General features: G+C 50.7%; 20 protein-coding genes. 16 read left to right on the forward strand and 4 right to left on the reverse strand.

Going from position 1 to position 19,600, the window contains the following annotated elements; translation table 11 throughout:
* Window positions 1-9: 9 nt before the first annotated feature.
* Complete coding sequence (locus IE117_RS09580; RefSeq protein WP_189564056.1) at window positions 10-414, forward strand: Dabb family protein; 405 nt, start codon at window positions 10-12, stop codon at window positions 412-414.
* 86 nt (window positions 415-500) lie between these two features.
* Here IE117_RS09580 and ung read toward each other — a convergent pair whose 3' ends face one another.
* Window positions 501-1,166: a uracil-DNA glycosylase gene (ung, locus tag IE117_RS09585; RefSeq protein ID WP_189564057.1), complete on the reverse strand. Its 666-nt coding sequence runs from the start codon at window positions 1,164-1,166 to the stop codon at window positions 501-503.
* 94 nt (window positions 1,167-1,260) lie between these two features.
* Here ung and apaG point away from each other — a divergent pair, with 94 nt between their 5' ends.
* The 3 genes from apaG (at window position 1,261) to IE117_RS09600 (ending at window position 3,977) form a co-directional block, all read left to right on the forward strand.
* Window positions 1,261-1,647 carry a Co2+/Mg2+ efflux facilitator ApaG/CorD gene (gene apaG, locus IE117_RS09590; RefSeq protein ID WP_189564058.1) on the forward strand — a complete coding sequence of 129 codons (387 nt, stop codon included), beginning with the start codon at window positions 1,261-1,263 and terminating at the stop codon, window positions 1,645-1,647.
* Window positions 1,648-1,790: 143 nt separating this feature from the next.
* A complete protein-coding gene (locus IE117_RS09595; protein WP_189564059.1) occupies window positions 1,791-2,567 on the forward strand; it encodes an O-methyltransferase in 777 nt (258 codons plus the stop codon).
* 45 nt (window positions 2,568-2,612) lie between these two features.
* Entirely contained in the window at window positions 2,613-3,977 is a 1,365-nt protein-coding gene (locus IE117_RS09600) for a hypothetical protein (protein WP_189564060.1), read from the forward strand.
* A 137-nt stretch (window positions 3,978-4,114) separates the two neighbouring features.
* Here the strand turns inward: IE117_RS09600 and IE117_RS09605 are convergent, their stop codons facing one another.
* Both IE117_RS09605 and ald read right to left on the reverse strand, forming a co-directional pair.
* Window positions 4,115-6,274: a DEAD/DEAH box helicase gene (locus IE117_RS09605; RefSeq protein ID WP_374757956.1), complete on the reverse strand. Its 2,160-nt coding sequence runs from the start codon at window positions 6,272-6,274 to the stop codon at window positions 4,115-4,117.
* Between the two features lie 539 nt (window positions 6,275-6,813).
* The gene (ald, locus tag IE117_RS09610; protein WP_189564061.1) at window positions 6,814-7,950 is read right to left on the reverse strand and encodes an alanine dehydrogenase; all 1,137 of its coding nucleotides are present in this window, start codon (window positions 7,948-7,950) and stop codon (window positions 6,814-6,816) included.
* Window positions 7,951-8,151: 201 nt separating this feature from the next.
* On the opposite strand from ald, the gene IE117_RS09615 reads away from it, so the two are divergent.
* Window positions 8,152-8,610: an Lrp/AsnC family transcriptional regulator gene (locus IE117_RS09615; protein WP_189564062.1), complete on the forward strand. Its 459-nt coding sequence runs from the start codon at window positions 8,152-8,154 to the stop codon at window positions 8,608-8,610.
* Window positions 8,611-8,657: 47 nt separating this feature from the next.
* On the opposite strand, the gene IE117_RS09620 is transcribed toward IE117_RS09615, so the two are convergent.
* On the reverse strand, window positions 8,658-9,812 hold the full coding sequence (locus IE117_RS09620; protein WP_308439276.1) for an NAD(P)/FAD-dependent oxidoreductase: 1,155 nt from the start codon (window positions 9,810-9,812) through the stop codon (window positions 8,658-8,660).
* A 158-nt stretch (window positions 9,813-9,970) separates the two neighbouring features.
* On the opposite strand from IE117_RS09620, the gene IE117_RS09625 reads away from it, so the two are divergent.
* The 11 genes from IE117_RS09625 to IE117_RS09675 all read left to right on the forward strand — a co-directional run bounded on the left by IE117_RS09625 (window position 9,971) and on the right by IE117_RS09675 (window position 19,556).
* Window positions 9,971-10,990, forward strand: a complete 1,020-nt coding sequence (locus IE117_RS09625; protein WP_189564063.1) for an SPASM domain-containing protein — start codon at window positions 9,971-9,973, stop codon at window positions 10,988-10,990.
* A 164-nt stretch (window positions 10,991-11,154) separates the two neighbouring features.
* Window positions 11,155-11,952: a ParA family protein gene (locus IE117_RS09630; RefSeq protein ID WP_189564064.1), complete on the forward strand. Its 798-nt coding sequence runs from the start codon at window positions 11,155-11,157 to the stop codon at window positions 11,950-11,952.
* Between the two features lie 43 nt (window positions 11,953-11,995).
* Complete coding sequence (locus IE117_RS09635; RefSeq protein WP_189564065.1) at window positions 11,996-12,922, forward strand: ParB/RepB/Spo0J family partition protein; 927 nt, start codon at window positions 11,996-11,998, stop codon at window positions 12,920-12,922.
* Window positions 12,919-13,620, forward strand: coding sequence for a DUF5683 domain-containing protein (locus tag IE117_RS09640; protein WP_189564066.1), 702 nt, complete (start codon window positions 12,919-12,921; stop codon window positions 13,618-13,620). Before IE117_RS09635 ends, IE117_RS09640 begins: the two co-directional genes overlap by 4 nt.
* Before the next feature lie 66 nt (window positions 13,621-13,686).
* Entirely contained in the window at window positions 13,687-14,406 is a 720-nt protein-coding gene (dapB, locus tag IE117_RS09645; RefSeq protein WP_189564067.1) for a 4-hydroxy-tetrahydrodipicolinate reductase, read from the forward strand.
* A 70-nt stretch (window positions 14,407-14,476) separates the two neighbouring features.
* Window positions 14,477-15,616, forward strand: a complete 1,140-nt coding sequence (gene lepB, locus IE117_RS09650) for a signal peptidase I (RefSeq protein ID WP_189564068.1) — start codon at window positions 14,477-14,479, stop codon at window positions 15,614-15,616.
* Window positions 15,617-15,623: 7 nt separating this feature from the next.
* Window positions 15,624-16,745: a DNA-processing protein DprA gene (dprA, locus tag IE117_RS09655; RefSeq protein ID WP_189564069.1), complete on the forward strand. Its 1,122-nt coding sequence runs from the start codon at window positions 15,624-15,626 to the stop codon at window positions 16,743-16,745.
* A 6-nt stretch (window positions 16,746-16,751) separates the two neighbouring features.
* Window positions 16,752-17,390, forward strand: a complete 639-nt coding sequence (locus IE117_RS09660) for an AlbA family DNA-binding domain-containing protein (protein ID WP_189564070.1) — start codon at window positions 16,752-16,754, stop codon at window positions 17,388-17,390.
* A 111-nt stretch (window positions 17,391-17,501) separates the two neighbouring features.
* On the forward strand, window positions 17,502-18,044 hold the full coding sequence (locus IE117_RS09665; RefSeq protein WP_189564071.1) for an LVIVD repeat-containing protein: 543 nt from the start codon (window positions 17,502-17,504) through the stop codon (window positions 18,042-18,044).
* A 49-nt stretch (window positions 18,045-18,093) separates the two neighbouring features.
* Window positions 18,094-18,873: an LVIVD repeat-containing protein gene (locus IE117_RS09670; RefSeq protein WP_189564072.1), complete on the forward strand. Its 780-nt coding sequence runs from the start codon at window positions 18,094-18,096 to the stop codon at window positions 18,871-18,873.
* Entirely contained in the window at window positions 18,870-19,556 is a 687-nt protein-coding gene (locus tag IE117_RS09675; protein ID WP_189564073.1) for a DUF3575 domain-containing protein, read from the forward strand. Before IE117_RS09670 ends, IE117_RS09675 begins: the two co-directional genes overlap by 4 nt.
* The last annotated feature ends 44 nt before the right edge of the window (window positions 19,557-19,600 follow it).

Below are 19,600 nucleotides of genomic sequence, written 5' to 3' on the forward strand. Positions count from 1 at the left end.
TATTGAAATATGAAACCCAGGAATAAAACATTTGGCTACTTACTACCGGTCTTTATTCTGGCAGTATTTATGCTCGTGATCTATGGTGCTTACACCCCGCACCAGCAAGCCGAAATGCAGCGAATTGTCTGCATTAAATTTAAGGCGGACACCCCTGCCGCCGAGATCGACAAGCACATGAAGGAGTTCGCGAACCTTCGCCGGCAAATTCCCGCCATTGTGGGCTATACGGGCGGAAAAGTACTGGACGACGAAAATACTGCCCAGGATTTCGACGTAGTACACTACCTTACCTTCCGCAACGAGGCGGGCATCGAAACCTACAACAAGCATCCCAGGCACAAGGAGTTTATCGAGAGCAACAGTCCATATTGGGACAAAGTACTGGAATTGAATTCTGATATTGAGAAATAAAGAAGTACCTAAGGACAAGAGTGAGGGCGAACCACAGTGAATGGGTTCGCCCTTTTACGTATCAGAATGTAACATCCGATTACCGCCTACCACTCGATCTTTTCCTTACCGACCTTGGTCAGGTACTCGTTCGTTTGGCTGAAATGCTTGCTGCCAAACCAGCCTCCCCATTTGGCCGCCAAGGGCGACGGGTGTTTTGCTTTCAGGACATGGTGCTTCGACTCATCGATGATGCTGCCTTTGTCCTGAGCATACTTGCCCCACAGCAGGAATACAATGTTCTCTTTTTCATCGTTTATTCGCTGGATGACGGCGTCGGTGAAAGTTTCCCACCCTTTTTTCTGGTGCGAACCGGCCTCGCCGGCTCTTACCGTCAGTGTGGAATTGAGGAGTAAAATGCCCTGGTCGGCCCACCGCTGCAAGTTGCCCGACACAGGGATCGGCACTCCGGTATCCTCATGTACTTCCTTGAAAATATTGAGCAGCGAAGGCGGCTTGGGAATACCATCGTTTACCGAAAAGCACAGTCCGTTGGCCTGTCCCGGCCCGTGGTAGGGGTCCTGACCCAGAATCACCACTTTACAGGCGTCGAAAGGACAGGAGTCAAAGGCATTAAAAATCAGTTTGCCGGGAGGGTAAACGGTTTGGGTCTTGTATTCCTGCTTCACGAATTCGATCAGTTCCTCAAAATAAGGCTTATCGAATTCTTCATGCAATTTTTCTTTCCAGGATTCTTCAATGGCAACGTCCATAGTATATCGAGTTTTAGGAATTATATTAGTGGTTCATTTGTATTTGTAAACAGCGATCAGCTATTTTCGTTTTATCAAACAATCCTGCCGGGCCATGTTTTCAGAAGTGACAGAGGGCGTAAAAGTGTCGGTTCTCACCGAGTACCAGCCGGGTTATTCCAATCCGCGCCAGTCGCATTTTGTTTTTACCTACAAGATAATTATTGAAAACCACAGCGAACACACGGTGCAACTCCTGCGCCGACGTTGGCTCATTCACGACTCTAATGGTGTCGTGCGCGAAGTGGAGGGCGAAGGCGTCATCGGCCAGCAGCCCGTTTTGGAGCCCGGCGAGATTCACGAATACGTTTCGGGCTGTAATTTGCGGACTAACCTTGGGAAAATGGGCGGAACCTACCTCATGGAGCGCATCTTTGATGGTCATCATTTTCAGGTCGTTATTCCTGAGTTCACGATGATTGTACCGTATCTGTTGAATTGATGTTGATTTGCCGCGCGGGGCGTCCCGTGGTGGCATGGGTGTTTGGAAAAAGATAGTTGACTATTCATTGCCTACCCTTTGCCTGGTGTCAGCCCGGTACATTGACCTTCATTTTCTTTGGCCTCTCTTTTCTCTCATTTCCTTTGATAAAGCAATACCTGAAACACCTGCTGCGTGCGGGAAATGAACATTCTGTTCATTCGCCGTTCATTTATGATTTGTATACGCAGGTAATCAAGTCAAAAAACAATAAAAACGCCGATTTTCAAGAAATTGAAGTGGTCAGGAAAAGGCTGCTGCAAAGGAATGACGAAATCGAAATTCTTGATTTGGGAGCCGGTTCACGGCGTAATAAATCCAACCGCCGGAAGATTGGCGAGATTGCAAAGAACGCGGAGAAGCCGGCTCGCTTCGGTCAATTTTTCTATAAATTAAGCCAGTACCTCCAACCGGAATCAGTCCTTGAATTGGGTACTTCACTGGGCGTCACAACGGCCTATTTTGCCAAAGCGCTTCCCCAAACTACCATTACGACCATGGAGGGATGCCCGGAGACGGCCCGTCTGGCAGAGCAAAATTTTTCGGAGTTGGGGTTGGAAAACACCTCGGTAATTGTGGGTAACATCGACCACACTTTACCCGATTTTCTGAAAAAACATGACCAAAAGATTGGCTTGGCCTTCTTCGATGCCAATCACCGGTTTGAGCCGACCGTCCGGTACTTCAACGACACCCTGTCCTATGCGAGCGACGATTCTGTCTTTATTTTTGACGATATCTATTGGTCCAAAGAAATGACCGAAGCCTGGAAGCAAATCAAAGCGCACCCTGAGGTGACCGTCACGGTTGATCTATTCTGGGTCGGGCTGGTGTTTTTCAGGAAAGAACAGGCCAAAGAGGATTTCGTGCTTCGGTTTTAACTAATTTTATCCGCGCATTCCCGTTATTAATGTATTGAAAACCAAATGCGTGCCTTAGTTATGATGCGATGGAAACTTGGAGCGATCATCCTCACAGCAAGCCTGTGTGCTTTGGCGGGATGCAAAGAGCAGGATAAAGTAGTGGCGGGTGATGAACTTGCGTCCTTTGACCTTATCCAAGATCGTATTTTTACACCTACCTGCGCCACGGCGGGTTGCCACGCTTCCGAGCATGATAACAACTTCAAAGAGCATGGTTTGGTACTGGCCAAGGGGAAATCCTACGTCAATCTAATCAATATTCTTTCGCGTCAACCCGACGCCAAAGCTGAGAATTTGAGACGGGTGAAGCCCTACAATTCCAACGAAAGCCTGCTTTACCACAAATTGAACTGGGATGCTACACACCACAGTGGCAAACAGTACGGCCTGCCGATGCCTTTGGGTGGCAACCCGCTGAGTGTAGGCCAGATCGAATTCGTACGACGTTGGATCGAGGCAGGCGCTCCCGATAAGGGTAGCGTGGTGGACACTACCCTGCTGAACGACAAGACGCCAAGCTACGTGGCCATTTTCGACGGCCTGAAACCGCCCGCTGTTGGCGAAGGGTTTCAGATGAAACTGGGACCGTTTACCGTAAGCCCCAATTTCGAGCGGGAAATGTTTTCACGACAGATAGTCGGGAACAACGTGGATCAGTACGTCAATCGGGTGCAGGTGCTGATGCGGCCCGGCAGCCATCATTTCATTTTGTACGACTTTAACAACAAAAGTGCGTTACCGCCCCTGAATACGGTCCGGGATATCCGGAATCCTGACGGCACTACAAACTTTGCGACCCTGCTTTCAATGCAGAATCACGTTTTCTGGGCGGGCACCCAAACGCAGGTCCATGACTATTACCTGCCCGAAGGTACCGCCTTGTTACTACCCGCCGGAGCGTCGTTTGACATGAATTCGCACTACGTTAACAAAACCGCCCAACCGGAAACGGGGGAGGTGCATGTGAACCTCTACACTTTGCCTGAGAATCAGGTAAAACACGTCGTACAGGCACTGAATCTTGGAAATGAGAGCTTTACGCTTCCCCCGGGTAAAACGACGGTTGCCACCAAAACCTTTACTTTTAAGAAGCCGACTACGGTCCTGATGCTCACCTCGCATACCCACAAGCTGGGGGAGAAGTTCATCATCAGAATAAAGGGAGGCACCCGGGATGGTGAGGTAGTTTACGAAAGTACCGATTGGGAACATCCACTTATCAAAAATTTCCCTGTGCCCATTCAACTCCTGGCGGGTCAAGGCCTGACCTCGGAGATAACCTATACTAACAACACGAGCAAAACGATTCGATTCGGTCTGTTAAGTGAGGACGAAATGGGAATTATTTTCGGGTACTTTTACGAGTAGGGCAGTCGGCCATCGGTTTTTGGCAGTCGGCTCTTCTAGTTTCGCAGTCAGAACAAATTTGCAATTAAGTATTATAAAAAAAGGGCTTCCGAGAATCGGAAGCCCTTTTTGTTGAGAAGTCGATGGCTGACAGCCCTTTACTTCGCGATGTCCACCTGCACGCGGTTGCCTTTGATGGTGTTGCCATCCATGGCGCGGATCACTACGCGCGAATCGCGCTCGGGAACGTCCACATAGGTGTAGTTATCATAGATTTCGATCGCACCAATGTCGCGTCCTGCGATACCGGACTCACCGGCAATGGCACCCACAAAGTCACGGGGAGCGATGCGGTCTTGATGGCCGACATTGAAATACAAACGTGACATTCCTTCTTCTACCGGACCAGGTGCAGCCTTTTCACGGCGTGGGCCCCGATCGTCGCCTCCGGCGCGTGGACCACGGTCTCCCCGGTCACGGCCGAAACGTCCGCCGCGATCGTCGCGGCTTTCGAAGCGTGAACCACGGTCACCCCGGTCGCGACCGAAGCGTCCTCCTCTGTCGCCACGATCCCGGTCGCGTCCACGACGGTCGTCGCGATCACCCCGGTCAGCACGGCGTTCCTCCCAGGCCAGGTTGGCATCGGCATACTCGTTTTTCTCCACGCCCAACAGTTGTTGCGTCATGGCAGCTACGATCTGCTCAGTCGAGAAACCGCTATGGTGCAGTTGCTCCAGTACGTCATCGTACAGGTTGTCTTTATTTTTATCGTTCTGGCGGATAGCCTCGGCCATGGTTTCTACGAAACGGGCTTTACGCACACCCACGATATCTTCGTAGGAAGGAATCACGCCTTTCTCAATCTTCACCTTCGTGAAGTTCTCGATCTGGCGGATGCGGTTGCGCTCATCACGGGCGACCAGCGAAAATGCTTTGCCCGCCAGACCGGCGCGGCCTGTCCGGCCGATGCGGTGAACGTAGTATTCTTCATCCAGCGGAATGTCGTAGTTGATCACGGCGTCCAGCCCGCTCACGTCGATGCCACGAGCGGCTACGTCGGTACCTACCAGAATGGTCGTGATGCCAGACTTAAACTTGCTCATCACGTTGGTCCGCTGCTGCTGCCGCAGATCGCCGTGGATGCCTTCGGCGGCATAGCCGCGGGCTTGCATTTGCTCTACGATTTCGTCCACCTTGCGTTTGGTATTGCAGAATACCAGCAGCGACTGAATGTTGTACATATCAATCAGGCGCGTCATCACTTCCAGCTTGCCCTGCGGCTTTACTTCATAACAAAGCTGCTCGATATTGTCGTTGGTAAGCTCGTTACGCACGACTTTGATCATGACGGGGTCATCCAGGAAGCGCTTGGTGATGCTCAGGATTGGCTTCGACATCGTAGCCGAGAACAAAATCGTTTGCTTGTCTGCCGGCATATCCACCAGGATGCTTTCAATATCCTCCCGGAAACCCATGTCCAGCATTTCGTCAGCTTCGTCAAGTACCATCATGCGCACCTCGCTGAAATCCAGCGTGCGGCGTTGCATGTGGTCCATCACGCGGCCCGGCGTACCCACCACAATCTGCACACCTTTCTTCAGGGAGCGAATCTGGCGTTCGATAGAATCGCCACCGTAGATGGCCTCGATGCGTATGCCGCGCTTGTATTTGGCCAGCCGGCCGATTTCCTGCGAAACCTGAACGGCCAATTCGCGAGTGGGGCAAAGCACAAGCACCTGCACGGCATTGCTGCGGGCATCAATCATTTCCAGGGCGGGAATACCAAAAGCGGCAGTTTTACCCGTACCTGTCTGTGCTTGTCCGATCACGTCGTACCCTTCCATAACGGGCGGAATAGCTTCGGCCTGAATAGGCGAGGGGTCTGTAAAGCCCATTTCCTCCACGGCCCGCATGATGTCATCGGAAAGACCCAGCGCGGCAAAACCCGACTTGGGGGCTTCCTCCAGTACTTCTTCCTCCTCATCGGCATCGAAATCTACCTCCGGCTGCGCCATTTCAATTTCTTCCTCTTTCACTGCAACTACCTTCTTTTTAGTAGTTGGCTTCTTTTCTTCGGCCACCGGCTCGTTTTCAGAAGAATTTATCATCTCGTCGGTTTCAGCAACCGCTGTTACTTTTTTCTTGGCTTTGGGTTTCTTTTCTTCCGCCACGATCTCATTTTCAGGAGATACTTCGGCTTCAACGGCTTCCACCGAAGCCACTTTCTTCTTGGCTTTCGGTTTCTTCTCCGTTACAATCTGGTCGTCCGGGACGTTTGCCTCAACTACCAGTACTTCTTCATTTTCTATTAATTCCATTATTTTGTTGTTTTTCTTTTTTTTGAAATTTGGGTTTTTGTTTGGCTGTTTAGAGATTTGGGGTGTGCGCAAATATCTAAAAGCTAGATATTTAGCATTTCCTCTAAAACGTCTTACACAGCTAAACGCCTAAACGATTTTTGCACTTGCATTTCGAAAAGCCGAAAACACAATGCATAAAACATTATCCTCGCGTTCGGAAAAGCCGAAACGTCGGACTATGCCCGGTTAAGAGCGTACTTGTTACTTGACAAAAAGGGATTTTGCGCAAAGCCCACACAATACATCCGTGTGGCTCTGCGAGACTTTATCGGAAGGACCAACCTTATACTTGATGGTTGGTGGCATATTCTGGTGCCTGACCCGGACTGAAGCAGAGAAGTGAACGGATGTTCGTTCAATTATGACGCAAAAGTAAGAATTCTTTTTCAATAAAAAATTCTTTTGTCAAAAAAGAATTGCAATTTTTTTAGAAGCCACAAAAAAAGGCGGCCTCCAAATATTCGCTGGAAGCCGCCTGACTATGTTTTCGGTAAAAATTATAAATCGGCCGAACTGTACGAATCCAATACTTCGTGAACATCCGTGTAGGGCAAATCAAACGCGTCCGACACGCCTTGGTAAACTACCTGCCCATTGATGATGTTCAAACCTTTCATGAGTTCTTCGCTCTTGGTGCAGGCCAGCTGCCAGCCCAGATTTGCCAGTTGCAGGGCGTAGGGTAGGGTGGAGTTGGTCAAAGCCAGCGTGGATGTGTAAGGTACCGCCCCCGGCATATTTGCCACACAATAGTGGACAACCTCATCCACCACATAGGTAGGGTCCTGGTGCGTGGTAGCGTGGGAGGTTTCGAAGCAACCGCCCTGATCAATGGCGACATCGACCATCACGGTTCCGGGGCGCATCAATTTGAGCATGTCCTTCGTGATCAATGAAGGCGCCTTGGCACCGGGGATCAACACACCGCCAATAATAATGTCAGAATGCTGGATATGGCGGCGGATGTTATACTCATTGGACATGACGGTATCCACATTGGCAGGCATGATGTCTTCCAGGTAGCGGAGGCGTGGCAGGCTGATGTCCATGATCGTGACATGGGCTCCGAGTCCGGCGGCCATCTTGGCTGCTTCTGTACCGACAATCCCACCGCCCAGCACCAGCACGTCGGCGGGCTTTACGCCAGCGACACCTCCCAGCAGAATGCCGCGTCCGCCCATCGGTTTTTCCAGGTACTTGGCTCCTTCCTGAATGGCCATCCGCCCGGCTACTTCGCTCATCGGCACCAGCAACGGCAAACTACGGTCGGCGCGCTCCACGGTTTCATACGCCAGGCAAACGGCTTTACGCTCGATCATGGCGTGGGTTAGCTCCTCAGATGAAGCAAAGTGGAAATAGGTAAACAGCAATTGATTCTCCTTAATGAGCGGATACTCACGGGCGATCGGCTCCTTTACCTTCACAATCATATCAGCGATCGCGTACACTTCCTCGATGGTGTCCAGCAATTCTGCGCCGGCTTCCATGTACTCTTCGTTGGAAAATCCGCTGCCTTTACCCGCGTCTTTTTGCACATAAATCGTATGTCCGTGCCGACGGAATTCGGTAACGCCCGCCGGGGTGACGGCGACGCGGTTTTCATTATTCTTAATTTCACTGGGTACGCCGATGATCATTGAAGCGATGGGTTGTGACGGGTTCACCCGTACGGTGATGAGTAAAGGAATTTGATTTTGCCTTGCAAAACTACCATGCTCAGGAATTTAATCTTACAGACACCATATTTGCAGGAAATAAAACTATATTTCCGTAGTTTGAACGAAAGGATTTCGTCGAAACATTGTTTTTTGTTCTGAAAACAAAAAAATTTTCTGCCGATGGCACTCGACACTACTGACTTATCCATCCTGAATAAGCTGCAGGCCAACGCGCAGCTGACCACAAAGGAAATAGCCGCAGCCGTGAACCTTTCAGTCACCCCCGTGCACGACCGGATCCGCAAGCTGGAACGGGCGGGCTACATCGAGCGCTATGTGGCGCTGCTGAACCGAAAAAAATTGGGGAAATCGCTGGTCGTGTACTGCAACGTGACGCTGGACAAGCAGCGCAAAGAGAGTTTCGAGGAATTCAACGCCGCCGTATCCCGGCTTCCCGAGGTACTTGAATGCAGTGTGGTGTCAGGTAGTTTCGATTATCTGCTCAAAGTAATTGCCAATGACGTGGAGGCCTACAATGCATTCTACCAGCAAAACCTTTCGGTACTTCAGAGTGTGCTGCACATCAGCAGTTTTTTCGTGATGTCGGAGGTGAAAAGTACAACGGAGATACCGATCTGAGCACCCTCTTGAATAAGTGATGGATTGTTATTTTCGCCAGTAGACTCCTATTCTTTCATCGCCTGGCGTCCCGACCCCGTGGTAAAAACTTCCCCGTGCGTTCCTTTAATTACCATCCTTAATATAGGCGGTGTGATTTTGAAGAAACCCAGGGCCATTTCCGAAAGTACTTCCCGGCCAAAAAGGTTTTGGACAGTTCGACCGATTTTCAGGCGCAGGGCGAATTCTTTCTGCCAGGCGTGCTGGTAGGTAGTTTCCAGGAGTTTCCGGGAACGATGCTCCAAAAAGTACCTTGTTGTCTCCCTCGCTACCATACTTCCTGCCCGAATGGCCATTGCCATCCCGTTGCCGCAGAGGGGCGTGATCAGCCCCGCGCTGTCGCCGGCCATCAGAATGTGGTTTTCTACGGCGTTTTTTGAGGCAAAAGAAACTTCGTTGATGACCTCAGGCTTGTCGTAAAGGAATTCGGCGGAGTCGAAAATATGCTTCAAATGTGGATTGCGGCTCAGAATGTGCCTTTCCATGTCAGGAATGCTGCCCGATTCTTTCAGATTTGATCTTTCTGTAAGGTAACAAAGGCAGTACTTGTCGTCCTCGATGGCCGACATGCCGCAGTAGCCATTCCTGAAATTATGCAGTGAAATGAGGTCTTTGGCAAAATTTCCTTTGATATGGTACTTCACACCGACATAAGGGGACTCTTTGTTCATAAAATCACGATTCATCTGCTTGTCGAGCCGGGTACGCTTGCCGAAAGCACCAATGACTATTTCGGCTTCAATCTGCACCGAATCCGAGGTTTCAATGTCAAAGTGATCGTCTGCCCATTTGACATCCTGAACGATGGTATTTAACTGGAAATCAACACCAGATTCTAAGGACAGTTCATACAGCGCGTTGTCCAGTGTGTAGCGGCTGATGCCGAACCCGCCCATATCCAGGCTGGTATCCAGAATGGATCCTTTTGGTGAAGTGAACCGGAAATTGGCAATGTGCGCTGCACCCAGAGAATCAAGGTTCAGTCCCAGATTTTCTAAATACGGCCGCACTTCGTTGGATACATACTCCCCACAGACTTTGTGATGCGGGTAAGCTTTCCGCTCGATCAGTAAAGTTTTGATTCCCAGCCTGGCCAACTCGATGCTACTCACCAACCCGGCCAGTCCTCCGCCTATAATCACGACCGGATATGTCATAGTCATTCAGCTGATTTAGTTTATTTGCTCAGGCATAGAATTCAAAACTTCTTTCAATTGTTCAAACATCACAGTCACAATTTCACGACCTTTGCATCAAATCAGCTCTGCGCCCTCTGCGAATTATTAGCCGCTCCGGCGTACCGGCTCTCTGCGGTTAAAAAATGAACAAAAACTACAAAGACGGTCTCAACCTCCTCTCGAAAGTAACGCCCAAAAAAGCCTGGAACGCTATGCAGGTGCTGGGTAGCTACTTTTATTCCAAAGTATCGGGAAAGGCCGCTCACCACGGAATGCCCATCGCCATCAGCTTTGAGCCGACGACTTCCTGCAATCTCCGCTGCCCCGAATGTCCGAGCGGATTGCGCTCTTTCACCCGGCCTACGGGCATGATGGAAGCCGATCTGTACAGGAAAACCATCGATGAACTGGCTGATACCCTGCTTTATTTGATCTTTTACTTTCAGGGCGAGCCCTACCTGCATCCCTCTTTCATCGAACTGGTCAAGTACGCCCACGACAAAGGGATTTACACCGCTACTTCCACCAACGCTCACTTCCTGAACGACGAAAAAGCCCGGCAGACCGTCGAATCGGGTCTTGATCGTTTGATTATTTCCATTGACGGTACTTCCCAGGAGGTCTACCAGCAGTACCGGATTGGTGGAAAGCTGGAAAAGGTACTGGAAGGTACGCGGAATATCATCAAATGGAAAAAGGAACTCGGGTCCAGTACGCCGCACGTGATCTTTCAGTTTCTGGTGGTGAAACCCAATGAACACCAGATTGCGGAGGTTCAGCAATTGGCTAAGGAGCTGGGCGTAGACGAGGTGGGCTTGAAAACGGCCCAAATCTACGACTATGAACAGGGGTCTGATCTGATGCCGACCATCGATAAGTACTCACGCTACGAAAAAACGGGTGACCGCTATACGATCAAAAACGAATTCGTGGACCATTGCTGGAAGATGTGGCACTCCTGCGTGATCACCTGGGACGGTTTGGTAGTTCCCTGCTGCTTTGACAAAGATGCGCACCACCGGCTGGGCGACATGAAACGACAAACCTTCCGCGAACTTTGGCGCGGCGAACCCTACCGCGAATTCCGGCAGACGCTGATTCGATCGCGCTCCGAAATAGAGATGTGCAAGAACTGCACGGAGGGTACCAAGGTTTGGGCGTGAAACATTCCCGGGTTTCTACCCAATATATGTTGAATGTCAAAAAAATCCCACAGATAAGCCGCTAACAGACAAGATGTAAGATTTTTGACTGAAAACTCCGTGGAACATTTCTTGGGTAATTGCCACGAATAGCGGAAATTTGGGGCAGGTAACAAATAAAGACAATGGGTAAAGTAATTGCAATTGCGAATCAAAAGGGAGGCGTTGGCAAAACCACCACGGCCATCAACCTGGCGGCCAGCCTGGCCGCCCTGGAATTCAGAACACTCATCGTGGACGCCGACCCACAGGCTAACTCCACCTCGGGATTGGGCTTTAACCCCAAGGAGATTGAATACAGCATTTACGAGTGCATGGTCGAGGGTATCCGCACCCGGGATATCCTGATTCAAACCGATTTTCCGAATCTTGACCTGCTGCCTTCGCACATCGATCTGGTGGGGGCGGAAATCGAAATGATCAATATCAAGAACCGGGAGGACCGGATGAAGGATGCGCTTGAAGACATCCGCGACGACTACGATTTCCTGATTATAGATTGCTCGCCATCACTGGGCCTGATCACGATCAACTGCCTGACAGCTGCCGATTCGGTTATCATACCGGTGCAATGCGAGTACTTTGCTCTGGAAGGGTTGGGCAAGTTGCTCAATACGATTACCATTATCCAGTCCCGATTGAATACCAATCTTGCCATCGAGGGCATTTTGCTGACCATGTATGATCTGCGGCTGCGGCTTTCCAATCAGGTGGTCAACGAAGTCACTACGCATTTCCAGACGATGGTCTTCGATACCATCATTCCCCGCAACGTCCGTTTGAGCGAATCGCCCAGTTATGGCGTTCCCGTTTTGGCGCAGGATGCTGATAGCAAAGGGGCGATCAGCTACTTAAACCTGGCGCGGGAGATATTAACCAAGAATGGTTATCTGTCTCATGATCAGCCCGTAGGAGTGGTTTAGGTAAAGTGGAAGTGGGGACATTTAACAATAAATTTTGTGCAGAATGGAAAATTCCAGTAAAAATAAAAGAATGACCGGCCTGGGACGTGGCCTCGGGGCCCTCTTGCAGGATTCCGATTCGGTGAATGCCAATAAGCCCTCTGGCCGCACGCCGCCCTACGAAACGATCAGTTCGATGAACGAGATCGACGTGAATTTTATAGAGGCGAACCCGTACCAGCCACGCTCCAATTTCGATCAGGAGGCTTTGCAGGAACTGGCCGATTCAATTAAGGTTCAGGGTATTATCCAGCCCATTACGGTTAGGCAACTCGGCCGGGACAAGTACCAGCTTATTTCGGGCGAAAGACGTCTTCAGGCTTCCAAGTCCATCGGAATGCAGCGCATTCCAGCCTATATCCGTACGGCCGACGACCAGCAGATGCTGGAAATGGCGCTGATCGAGAACATTCAGCGCGAAAACCTGAATGCCATCGAAATAGCGCTCAGCTACCAGCGGTTGATTCACGAGTGCAACTTAAAGCAGGAAGAACTCGGTGACCGTGTGGGGAAGAATCGTACGACGGTCAATAACTACATTCGACTGCTCAAACTACCCCCGACCATCCAGGCCGCCCTGCGCGACAATCAAATCAGCATGGGGCATGCCCGCGCTTTAATCACGATCGACGATCTGGTCAGTCAGTTAAAAATATTTAAAAAGACCATTGAGGAGGGGTGGTCGGTGCGGAAAGTAGAGGAAGAAGTACGTAAATTGTCGCTTGTTCCTCCAACCGATGAAAACAATCGCCGGATTCAAACAATCAAACAGGAAATCAGGTCGTTACAATTTCGACTTTCCTCCTATTTCGGGTCGAAGGTGAGCATCAAGAGTGACGATAACCACAAAGGCGAAATCAAAATCCCCTTTACGTCGCAGGAGGAGCTGGATCGGATATTGGGTAGTTTGGATTTAGAGAAAAAGGCTTGAAAGGAAAAATTTGGATCGCCGTGATAATGCTGCTGTCGTTGACTGCCCAAGCGCAGGTAACGAGGCCAGATAGTTTGCCGAGTGCTGAGGCTGTCAAATCAGTGGCAGATACGCTACGCCCGGTCATAAAAGGAGTGCTGCGCCCCGATGAGTTGGCAAAGCTTGAAAACGCCGAGGACAGTATCCCCGTCACAATCATGACCGATCCCGGCCTTCCTGTTCCCAGGAAAGCGGCCATCTATTCCCTGATTCTGCCCAGCCTGGGGCAAATCTACAACCGCGATTACTGGAAACTACCCTTTGTATTTGCAGGAATAGGTGGCGCAGGGTATATGATCCATTGGAACACAATCCGCTATCGCGACTATCTGAATCCTTACCTTGCAGCTTACGACAGTAAAGGGAATTTGCTGGGGGATAAATTTCCAGTGTACATTAGAGGCAGGGATGAAACCCTCGACCTGAGCATTGATCAGATCAAGCGCGGCAAAACGTTTTACCGCCGTTACCGTGAGTATGGATTCGTCATCATGGGCCTGGTGTACGCTCTTGCCGCAGTGGAAGCCAACGTAGCCGCCCATTTGAAGAACTTCAATGCCAATATGAACGAAGACCTCACCCTCAGGTTTGAACCCTCCAACGAACGAACGCTTCTCTCGCAGTCCGCACCCGGAATCAAGCTGGTGCTGGCATTTTAATATTTTTATAAGCCGAGCGAGTGCTAGCCAATTCTCAAAGCCATCCGCTCATTTAATCATTCTAAATTGAAAATTCTCCTAGTCGGTTACGGTAAAATGGGCAAAGCCATCGAGCAGATTGCTGTGGAACGGGGCCATACCATTGCCGGAAAAATAGACGTAAACAATCGGGGTGAAATGGAAGTGCTACCCTCCGAGGCGGTGGATGTCGCCATTGAATTCAGCGCTCCTGAAGCAGCCTATGCCAATATAAAGATGTGTCTGGAAAAAGGCTGGCCCGTGGTCAGCGGCACAACGGGCTGGCTCGAGTACAAATCAGAGATCGAGACACTAACGGCAGAAAAGGGTGGGGCGTTTTTCTACGCATCCAATTACAGCATCGGGGTCAACCTTTTCTTTCAATTGAACAAAGCTCTGGCCCGTTTGATGCGCGGTCAGGGATACGATTTGTCGATTACCGAGATCCACCATGTTCATAAGCTGGATGCGCCAAGCGGCACCGCGATTACGCTGGCAGAAGGGATCGAGTCCGAAAGGGAAGACATCAATGGATGGAGTCTGATGCCTGAAATGAAAGAGAACAGCGTGCCGATTACCTCAAAAAGGGAAGATGAAGTACCTGGAACCCACGTTGTGAACTACGATTCGGAGGTCGATACGATCCATATTTCGCATGTCGCACACAGCCGTAAAGGTTTCGCGCTGGGGGCCGTGATCTCGGCGGAGTGGCTGCACGGCAAAAAGGGCGTCTTCGGCATGGAGGATATGTTGGAAAAATTAAAATGATTACCACTATCCAATCTAGTCCGTATCTTTGCCCACCAGAACTCCTCATTGTCAATAATCCATTAACTAAATGGCTTTAAAAGAAGTTTATACCCCGCCTTCCTCGCGCTCCAAAAAGAAAAATAAATCGGCTTTCCGCGAATGGGTGGATTCCATCGTCTTTGCCGTTGTGGCTGCCACGCTTATTCGCTGGCTATTTATGGAAGCATTCACGATTCCGACCCCATCGATGGAAAACAGTCTGCTGGTGGGCGACTTTCTGTTTGTGAGCAAGCTGCACTACGGTACCCGCACGCCCAAAACGCCCCTGCAGGTGCCGCTCACGCACCAGACCATCTGGGGGACGGACATCCCTTCTTATCTGGATTGGATTCAATTGCCGCAATACCGATTGCCCGGATTTTCGGAGGTCAAGTCGGGCGATGTCGTGGTATTCAATTATCCGCCCGAGCTGCAGCATCCCACCGACCTGAAAACAAACTACATCAAGCGTTGCATCGGTACACCCGGCGACAAGCTGGAAGTAAGGGATGCGCAAGTGTTTCTCAACGGCAGTCCGATGGTCAACCCGCCGCGCATGGAGAGCGAGTACTTTGTTTCCACCACCACTGCAGTGAACGAGGATAAGGTTTTTCGCGAAAATGGCGTATCGGAATTTACCAGCTATACCGAAACCTATAATGATACGATTCCTGCGAATGACGAGTCGGGCTATATCGTTTACACGACGGCTGACATTGCAGGTAAGCTGAAAGAATATGATTTTGTTCGTGATATCCGACCCGTTGTGGCGCCCAAGGACATCAGCGAGCCCTCGCTGTATCCGTCCTCATCGCTGATAAAGTGGAACCGTGACAACTACGGCCCGATCACCGTGCCGAAAGAAGGCGTAACTGTGGCCATGACACCGGAAAACGTTGCTTTTTACGGTCCGGTTATTAAATATTACGAGGGCAACGAGAATGTAGTGCTGGCAGAAGACAAGGTGACGATCGACGGAAAGGTCATTGATGGCTACACCTTCAAGCAGGACTACTATTTTATGATGGGGGACAACCGCCATAACTCAGCCGACTCCCGCTACTGGGGTTTTGTGCCGATGGACCATATTGTGGGCAAAGCGGTTTTCGTGTGGATGTCTATCGACCCCAACCCGACGAGTGCCGCCAACAAAATACGCTGGAACCGGTTATTCAGGACGATCGACTAAGCACCGAATGACGGAGGATAAAATTGCGATTCTTGCTCTGGTACGCACGCCCGGCGTGGGTTCCGTCACGATTCGGCAGTTGATCAGTTATTGCGGCGGGGCCGAAAAGGTTCACCGCTCTGACTACAAAAAACTCATCAAGATTCCCGGAATCGGGGACAAGGTCGCTCGTAGCATTATCGCCAAACATGGCTGGTCCGATGCCGAGAAAGAATTTGAAAAATGTACCAAGAGCGGCATCAACCTGATTTTTTATACTGATCCGACTTACCCCAAAAGGCTCAAACCACTGTATGATTCGCCCGTGCTGCTTTACTCGCAGGGCGTAATTGACTACAATGCCGTGCGAACGGTAGGGATAGTCGGTACCCGGAAAGTTACCGACTACGGAAAGTCCGTAACCGAAACCATCATCAGAGATCTGGCCCCCTACCAGCCGCTGCTGGTGAGTGGCCTGGCCTATGGGGTCGACATCACCGCACATCGTGCCTGTCTGAAGAACGGCCTTCCCACCGTGGGCGTTATGGCCAGTGGGCTGGATGTGATTTATCCGGCTGCTCACAAACGAACCGCCGAGGAAATGCAGGCTACCGGCGGTCTGGTTACCGAAAATCCGCTGGGTACCAAGCCTGATTTTATGCGTTTTCCTGCCCGTAACCGCATCATCGCCGGACTTAGTGACGTGACGATTGTGGTGGAATCTGCCAAAAAAGGCGGAAGCCTGATTACCACGGAATATGCCCAAAACTACCATCGTGAAGTGTATGCCGTGCCGGGCAATGTGGGTAGTCTCTACTCCGAAGGCTGCAATCAACTGATTAAGAACAACAAGGCTAGCCTTTTTTTGTCAGTGGAGGAATTGGCGAAGGATCTGCAGTGGGTAGTGGGAAAGTCAGAACCCAAAGCTCCGTCGAAGTACGACAAACCCGAGGCGGAGCTGGTTTTTGAAGGCTTCACGCAGGATGAAGGCCAAGTCTTGGCCATGCTCAAAAAAGGAGGCGATATGCAGATTGACGAAATGAGCTGGCAGAGCGGAATCCATCTGGGGAAACTGGCCACGCTGCTGCTGAATCTGGAATTTCAGGGTATGGTAAGGTCTTTGCCGGGTAAGAAATACGCGCTCATTTAGCTGCCTATGATCGACTTCAAGAGAAGCACGCTGGAATTGATCGAAATGGGAGAGGGGCTAACCGTCGAGTTTAAGCGCACGATCGACAGCCCTTTCAAGATTGCAAGAACCCTGGCTTCCTTTGCGAATACATCCGGCGGCGTACTTTTAGTTGGTATTGCAGACAACCGCTCGACCGTCGGGATCAAATCGGAACTTCGTGAATTGCAGAAGCTGGAGCGGGCCTGTGGCGAACTGGTTGAAAAAGAATTGCTCGTTCGCTGCAAAACCGTCATGCTCGGGATGAGCAAAATTCTGCGCATCGAGATTGATGAAAGCGAGGAGAAGCCCCACTATGCCATCAATGAAAAGGGTGACCGCATTATCTACGTGCGCGCCAGGGACAAGTCGGTGCCTACCAACCGGCTGATGCTGCCCGGCGAAGGGGATGCCGCTACGGATAAGTTACTGGCTTCCCGTCCGGTAAAGAATCTCCTCAATCACCTGAAACACCATGATAGCATCACGGAAAAGGATTTCTCCAACCTGATCAACGTTTCGGTTAAGCGCGCCACGCGGCTTCTGCACGATTTGACGGAAAGAGGCATCATCCTGAAACGCGGCAGTGGAAAGGGCGCGTTGTACAGCCTGAAATTGGTGAAGTAGTTTCAAGGTCGTGTAAACCATTGTCTAGGTAAAGTTTTTTTCAAAATATTTGCCGCCTTTTCCAACCTTTTCTGCCAAAAGACGGTCTATCCACTAAAACCCAGGCGCGTTATGAAGAAAAGCATCTCCATTCTCTCTTTATTGCTGGTGTTCGGCCTGATCAGCTGCGACCCAGCCGTTGATCGAACCGTTGGCGGCCCGGAATTCGAGGGCACGGGCTACCGGGCGGTATACGCCACCGCCGAAGAAATCGCCAAAATAGAAACCCAGGCTCCCCGACCGCTGCGCCAGCCCGGCAAGATTTACGTGCAGGGCAACTACCTGTTCGTCAACGAGCAGGGGGAAGGCGTGCACGTGATCGACAATACAGACCCGGCCAAACCCCTTAAAATCTCTTTCCTGAAAATCCCCGGCAACAACGACATTGCCGCCAAGGGCCAATACCTCTATGCCGATAATGCCCGCGACCTGGTGGTCATAAATATTGCCGATCCTACCAGTGTCAAGTTGGTAAAACGAATTGAGAACGCAATCCCGTCGCAGGATTACCCTTCGCTGCAGCAGGTGTACTTTGAATGCCCGGACAGCAAGAAAGGCGTTATCATTGCCTGGGAAAAGGTTTCGATGGCTTCACCGCCTGCATGCTTTCGTTGAGGTAGGGGGTAGTAGCTAATGAATAACTTCTAAAAACTGGGTATAGATTATGAAAGCGAAATTCACCAAGTGTACTTCGTTCCTTGTGGCTCTCCTGGTCACTTCGGGTCTTATTTGGGGGTGTAGTTCGGGGCTGGACTCAGCCAATGTTTCGCCCGGCTCGCAAACGGGTGTTGGCGGATCGATGGCGCGCTTTGCCATTACGGGCAACACGCTCTATATCGCCACAAAACAGAGTCTGGAAGTCTATGATATTACGCAACCCGACCAGCCTGTCCGAACTACCAGGAGGGATTTGGGCGTAGGGATTGAAACGATTTTTCCTTATAAAAACAATTTGTTCATCGGGTCAAATAACGGAATGTACATTTTTGATAATTCCGATCCCAAAGCCCCGCGCCAACTTAGTTTTTACTCCCATATCCAAAGCTGCGACCCGGTGGTAGTGCAGGGCAACTACGCCTACGTCACCCTGCGTAACGGCTCGACCTGCCGGCAACAGTTCAACACTTTGTCGTCGCTGGATGTCGTGGATATCTCCAACCTGTCGAACCCTCGCCTGATGACCAGCATAAATATGGAGTCCCCTTACGGTCTGGGTGTGGATGGCAACCGGCTTTTCGTGGGTGAAGGCAGCCGGGGACTCAAACTATTCGATATTTCTGACCCGCTTAAGCCCGTACTGAAAGAATTCCGAAGCGACATACCAACCTACGACGTGATCCCCTACCGCTCGACACTCATCATTACGGGAGAGAAAGGGATTTTCCAGTACCGCTACGACGACAGGGATCAGTTCGATCTGCTGAGTAAAATACTGGTCGAATGAGAAAGTGTTTGACACTGGTGTGGCTGATATTGGCCGGAACCAACACTTTCGCCCAAATTCCGAAGCCCGATAGCCTTGGAGCAATCATCATTCTGAAAATTACGCCTCTTGCGTTGTTTGACCTGGACAACACCGTGCAGGTAGGTCTGGAAGTACCAATGAAAAACCCTGCCTGGACTATTCAGCAGGAGGCGGGCTACGGTCACTCAGCTTTCAACCTTTGGTACGGCGAACGCAGGCAGCATCCAGATCGGGAGACCTGGCGGTTTCGGACCCAAATCCGTTACTATTTCCGGCAACAGAACCAGAACAGCCCTTATCTGGCGGGCGAGTATTTGTTCAAAAAAAATAGTGAGGAAAAATACGAGAGCGTGGGTGTCGACTGCACGAATGGACCATTCGGCCCTTGCGCTTATTTCCAGAACCGCGCCACGCACCTCGGTCGTTTTGTCAGCGCTTTTCACGTAAAGTGGGGGTGGCAATTTCCTATGGGTGAGCGGATGACATTCGATACGTATGTAGGTGGTGGAATCCGGTCACTTACGGTCAGGTACCTGAGCCTGCCCGAAAATGCTCAGATCAACAATGGTAGAGGATTCTTTGATTTCCGTACCGACAGACCCGGGCGGTACGGCCCTTTGCCCAGTTTCTCGGCGGGCTTTCACTTTGGATGGCGGCTGTAAATCTCCATTTTCCTTATCTTTGCCAAACTTTCCCACAAAAAGGC

The organism is Persicitalea jodogahamensis, from assembly GCF_014651615.1.
GTDB classification, from domain to species: domain Bacteria; phylum Bacteroidota; class Bacteroidia; order Cytophagales; family Spirosomataceae; genus Persicitalea; species Persicitalea jodogahamensis.

What these genes read in the sequence shown, in the direction of transcription:
- IE117_RS09580 (WP_189564056.1), top strand. Translation starts at nt 10, where the DNA reads ATGAAACCCAGGAATAAAACATTTGGCTACTTACTACCGGTCTTTATT.
- ung (WP_189564057.1), bottom strand. Translation starts at nt 1,166, where the DNA reads ATGGACGTTGCCATTGAAGAATCCTGGAAAGAAAAATTGCATGAAGAA.
- apaG (WP_189564058.1), top strand. Translation starts at nt 1,261, where the DNA reads ATGTTTTCAGAAGTGACAGAGGGCGTAAAAGTGTCGGTTCTCACCGAG.
- IE117_RS09600 (WP_189564060.1), top strand. Translation starts at nt 2,613, where the DNA reads ATGCGTGCCTTAGTTATGATGCGATGGAAACTTGGAGCGATCATCCTC.
- IE117_RS09605 (WP_374757956.1), bottom strand. Translation starts at nt 6,274, where the DNA reads ATGGAATTAATAGAAAATGAAGAAGTACTGGTAGTTGAGGCAAACGTC.
- ald (WP_189564061.1), bottom strand. Translation starts at nt 7,950, where the DNA reads ATGATCATCGGCGTACCCAGTGAAATTAAGAATAATGAAAACCGCGTC.
- IE117_RS09615 (WP_189564062.1), top strand. Translation starts at nt 8,152, where the DNA reads ATGGCACTCGACACTACTGACTTATCCATCCTGAATAAGCTGCAGGCC.
- IE117_RS09620 (WP_308439276.1), bottom strand. Translation starts at nt 9,812, where the DNA reads ATGACTATGACATATCCGGTCGTGATTATAGGCGGAGGACTGGCCGGG.
- IE117_RS09625 (WP_189564063.1), top strand. Translation starts at nt 9,971, where the DNA reads ATGAACAAAAACTACAAAGACGGTCTCAACCTCCTCTCGAAAGTAACG.
- IE117_RS09630 (WP_189564064.1), top strand. Translation starts at nt 11,155, where the DNA reads ATGGGTAAAGTAATTGCAATTGCGAATCAAAAGGGAGGCGTTGGCAAA.
- IE117_RS09635 (WP_189564065.1), top strand. Translation starts at nt 11,996, where the DNA reads ATGGAAAATTCCAGTAAAAATAAAAGAATGACCGGCCTGGGACGTGGC.
- lepB (WP_189564068.1), top strand. Translation starts at nt 14,477, where the DNA reads ATGGCTTTAAAAGAAGTTTATACCCCGCCTTCCTCGCGCTCCAAAAAG.
- dprA (WP_189564069.1), top strand. Translation starts at nt 15,624, where the DNA reads ATGACGGAGGATAAAATTGCGATTCTTGCTCTGGTACGCACGCCCGGC.
- IE117_RS09660 (WP_189564070.1), top strand. Translation starts at nt 16,752, where the DNA reads ATGATCGACTTCAAGAGAAGCACGCTGGAATTGATCGAAATGGGAGAG.
- IE117_RS09665 (WP_189564071.1), top strand. Translation starts at nt 17,502, where the DNA reads ATGAAGAAAAGCATCTCCATTCTCTCTTTATTGCTGGTGTTCGGCCTG.
- IE117_RS09670 (WP_189564072.1), top strand. Translation starts at nt 18,094, where the DNA reads ATGAAAGCGAAATTCACCAAGTGTACTTCGTTCCTTGTGGCTCTCCTG.
- IE117_RS09675 (WP_189564073.1), top strand. Translation starts at nt 18,870, where the DNA reads ATGAGAAAGTGTTTGACACTGGTGTGGCTGATATTGGCCGGAACCAAC.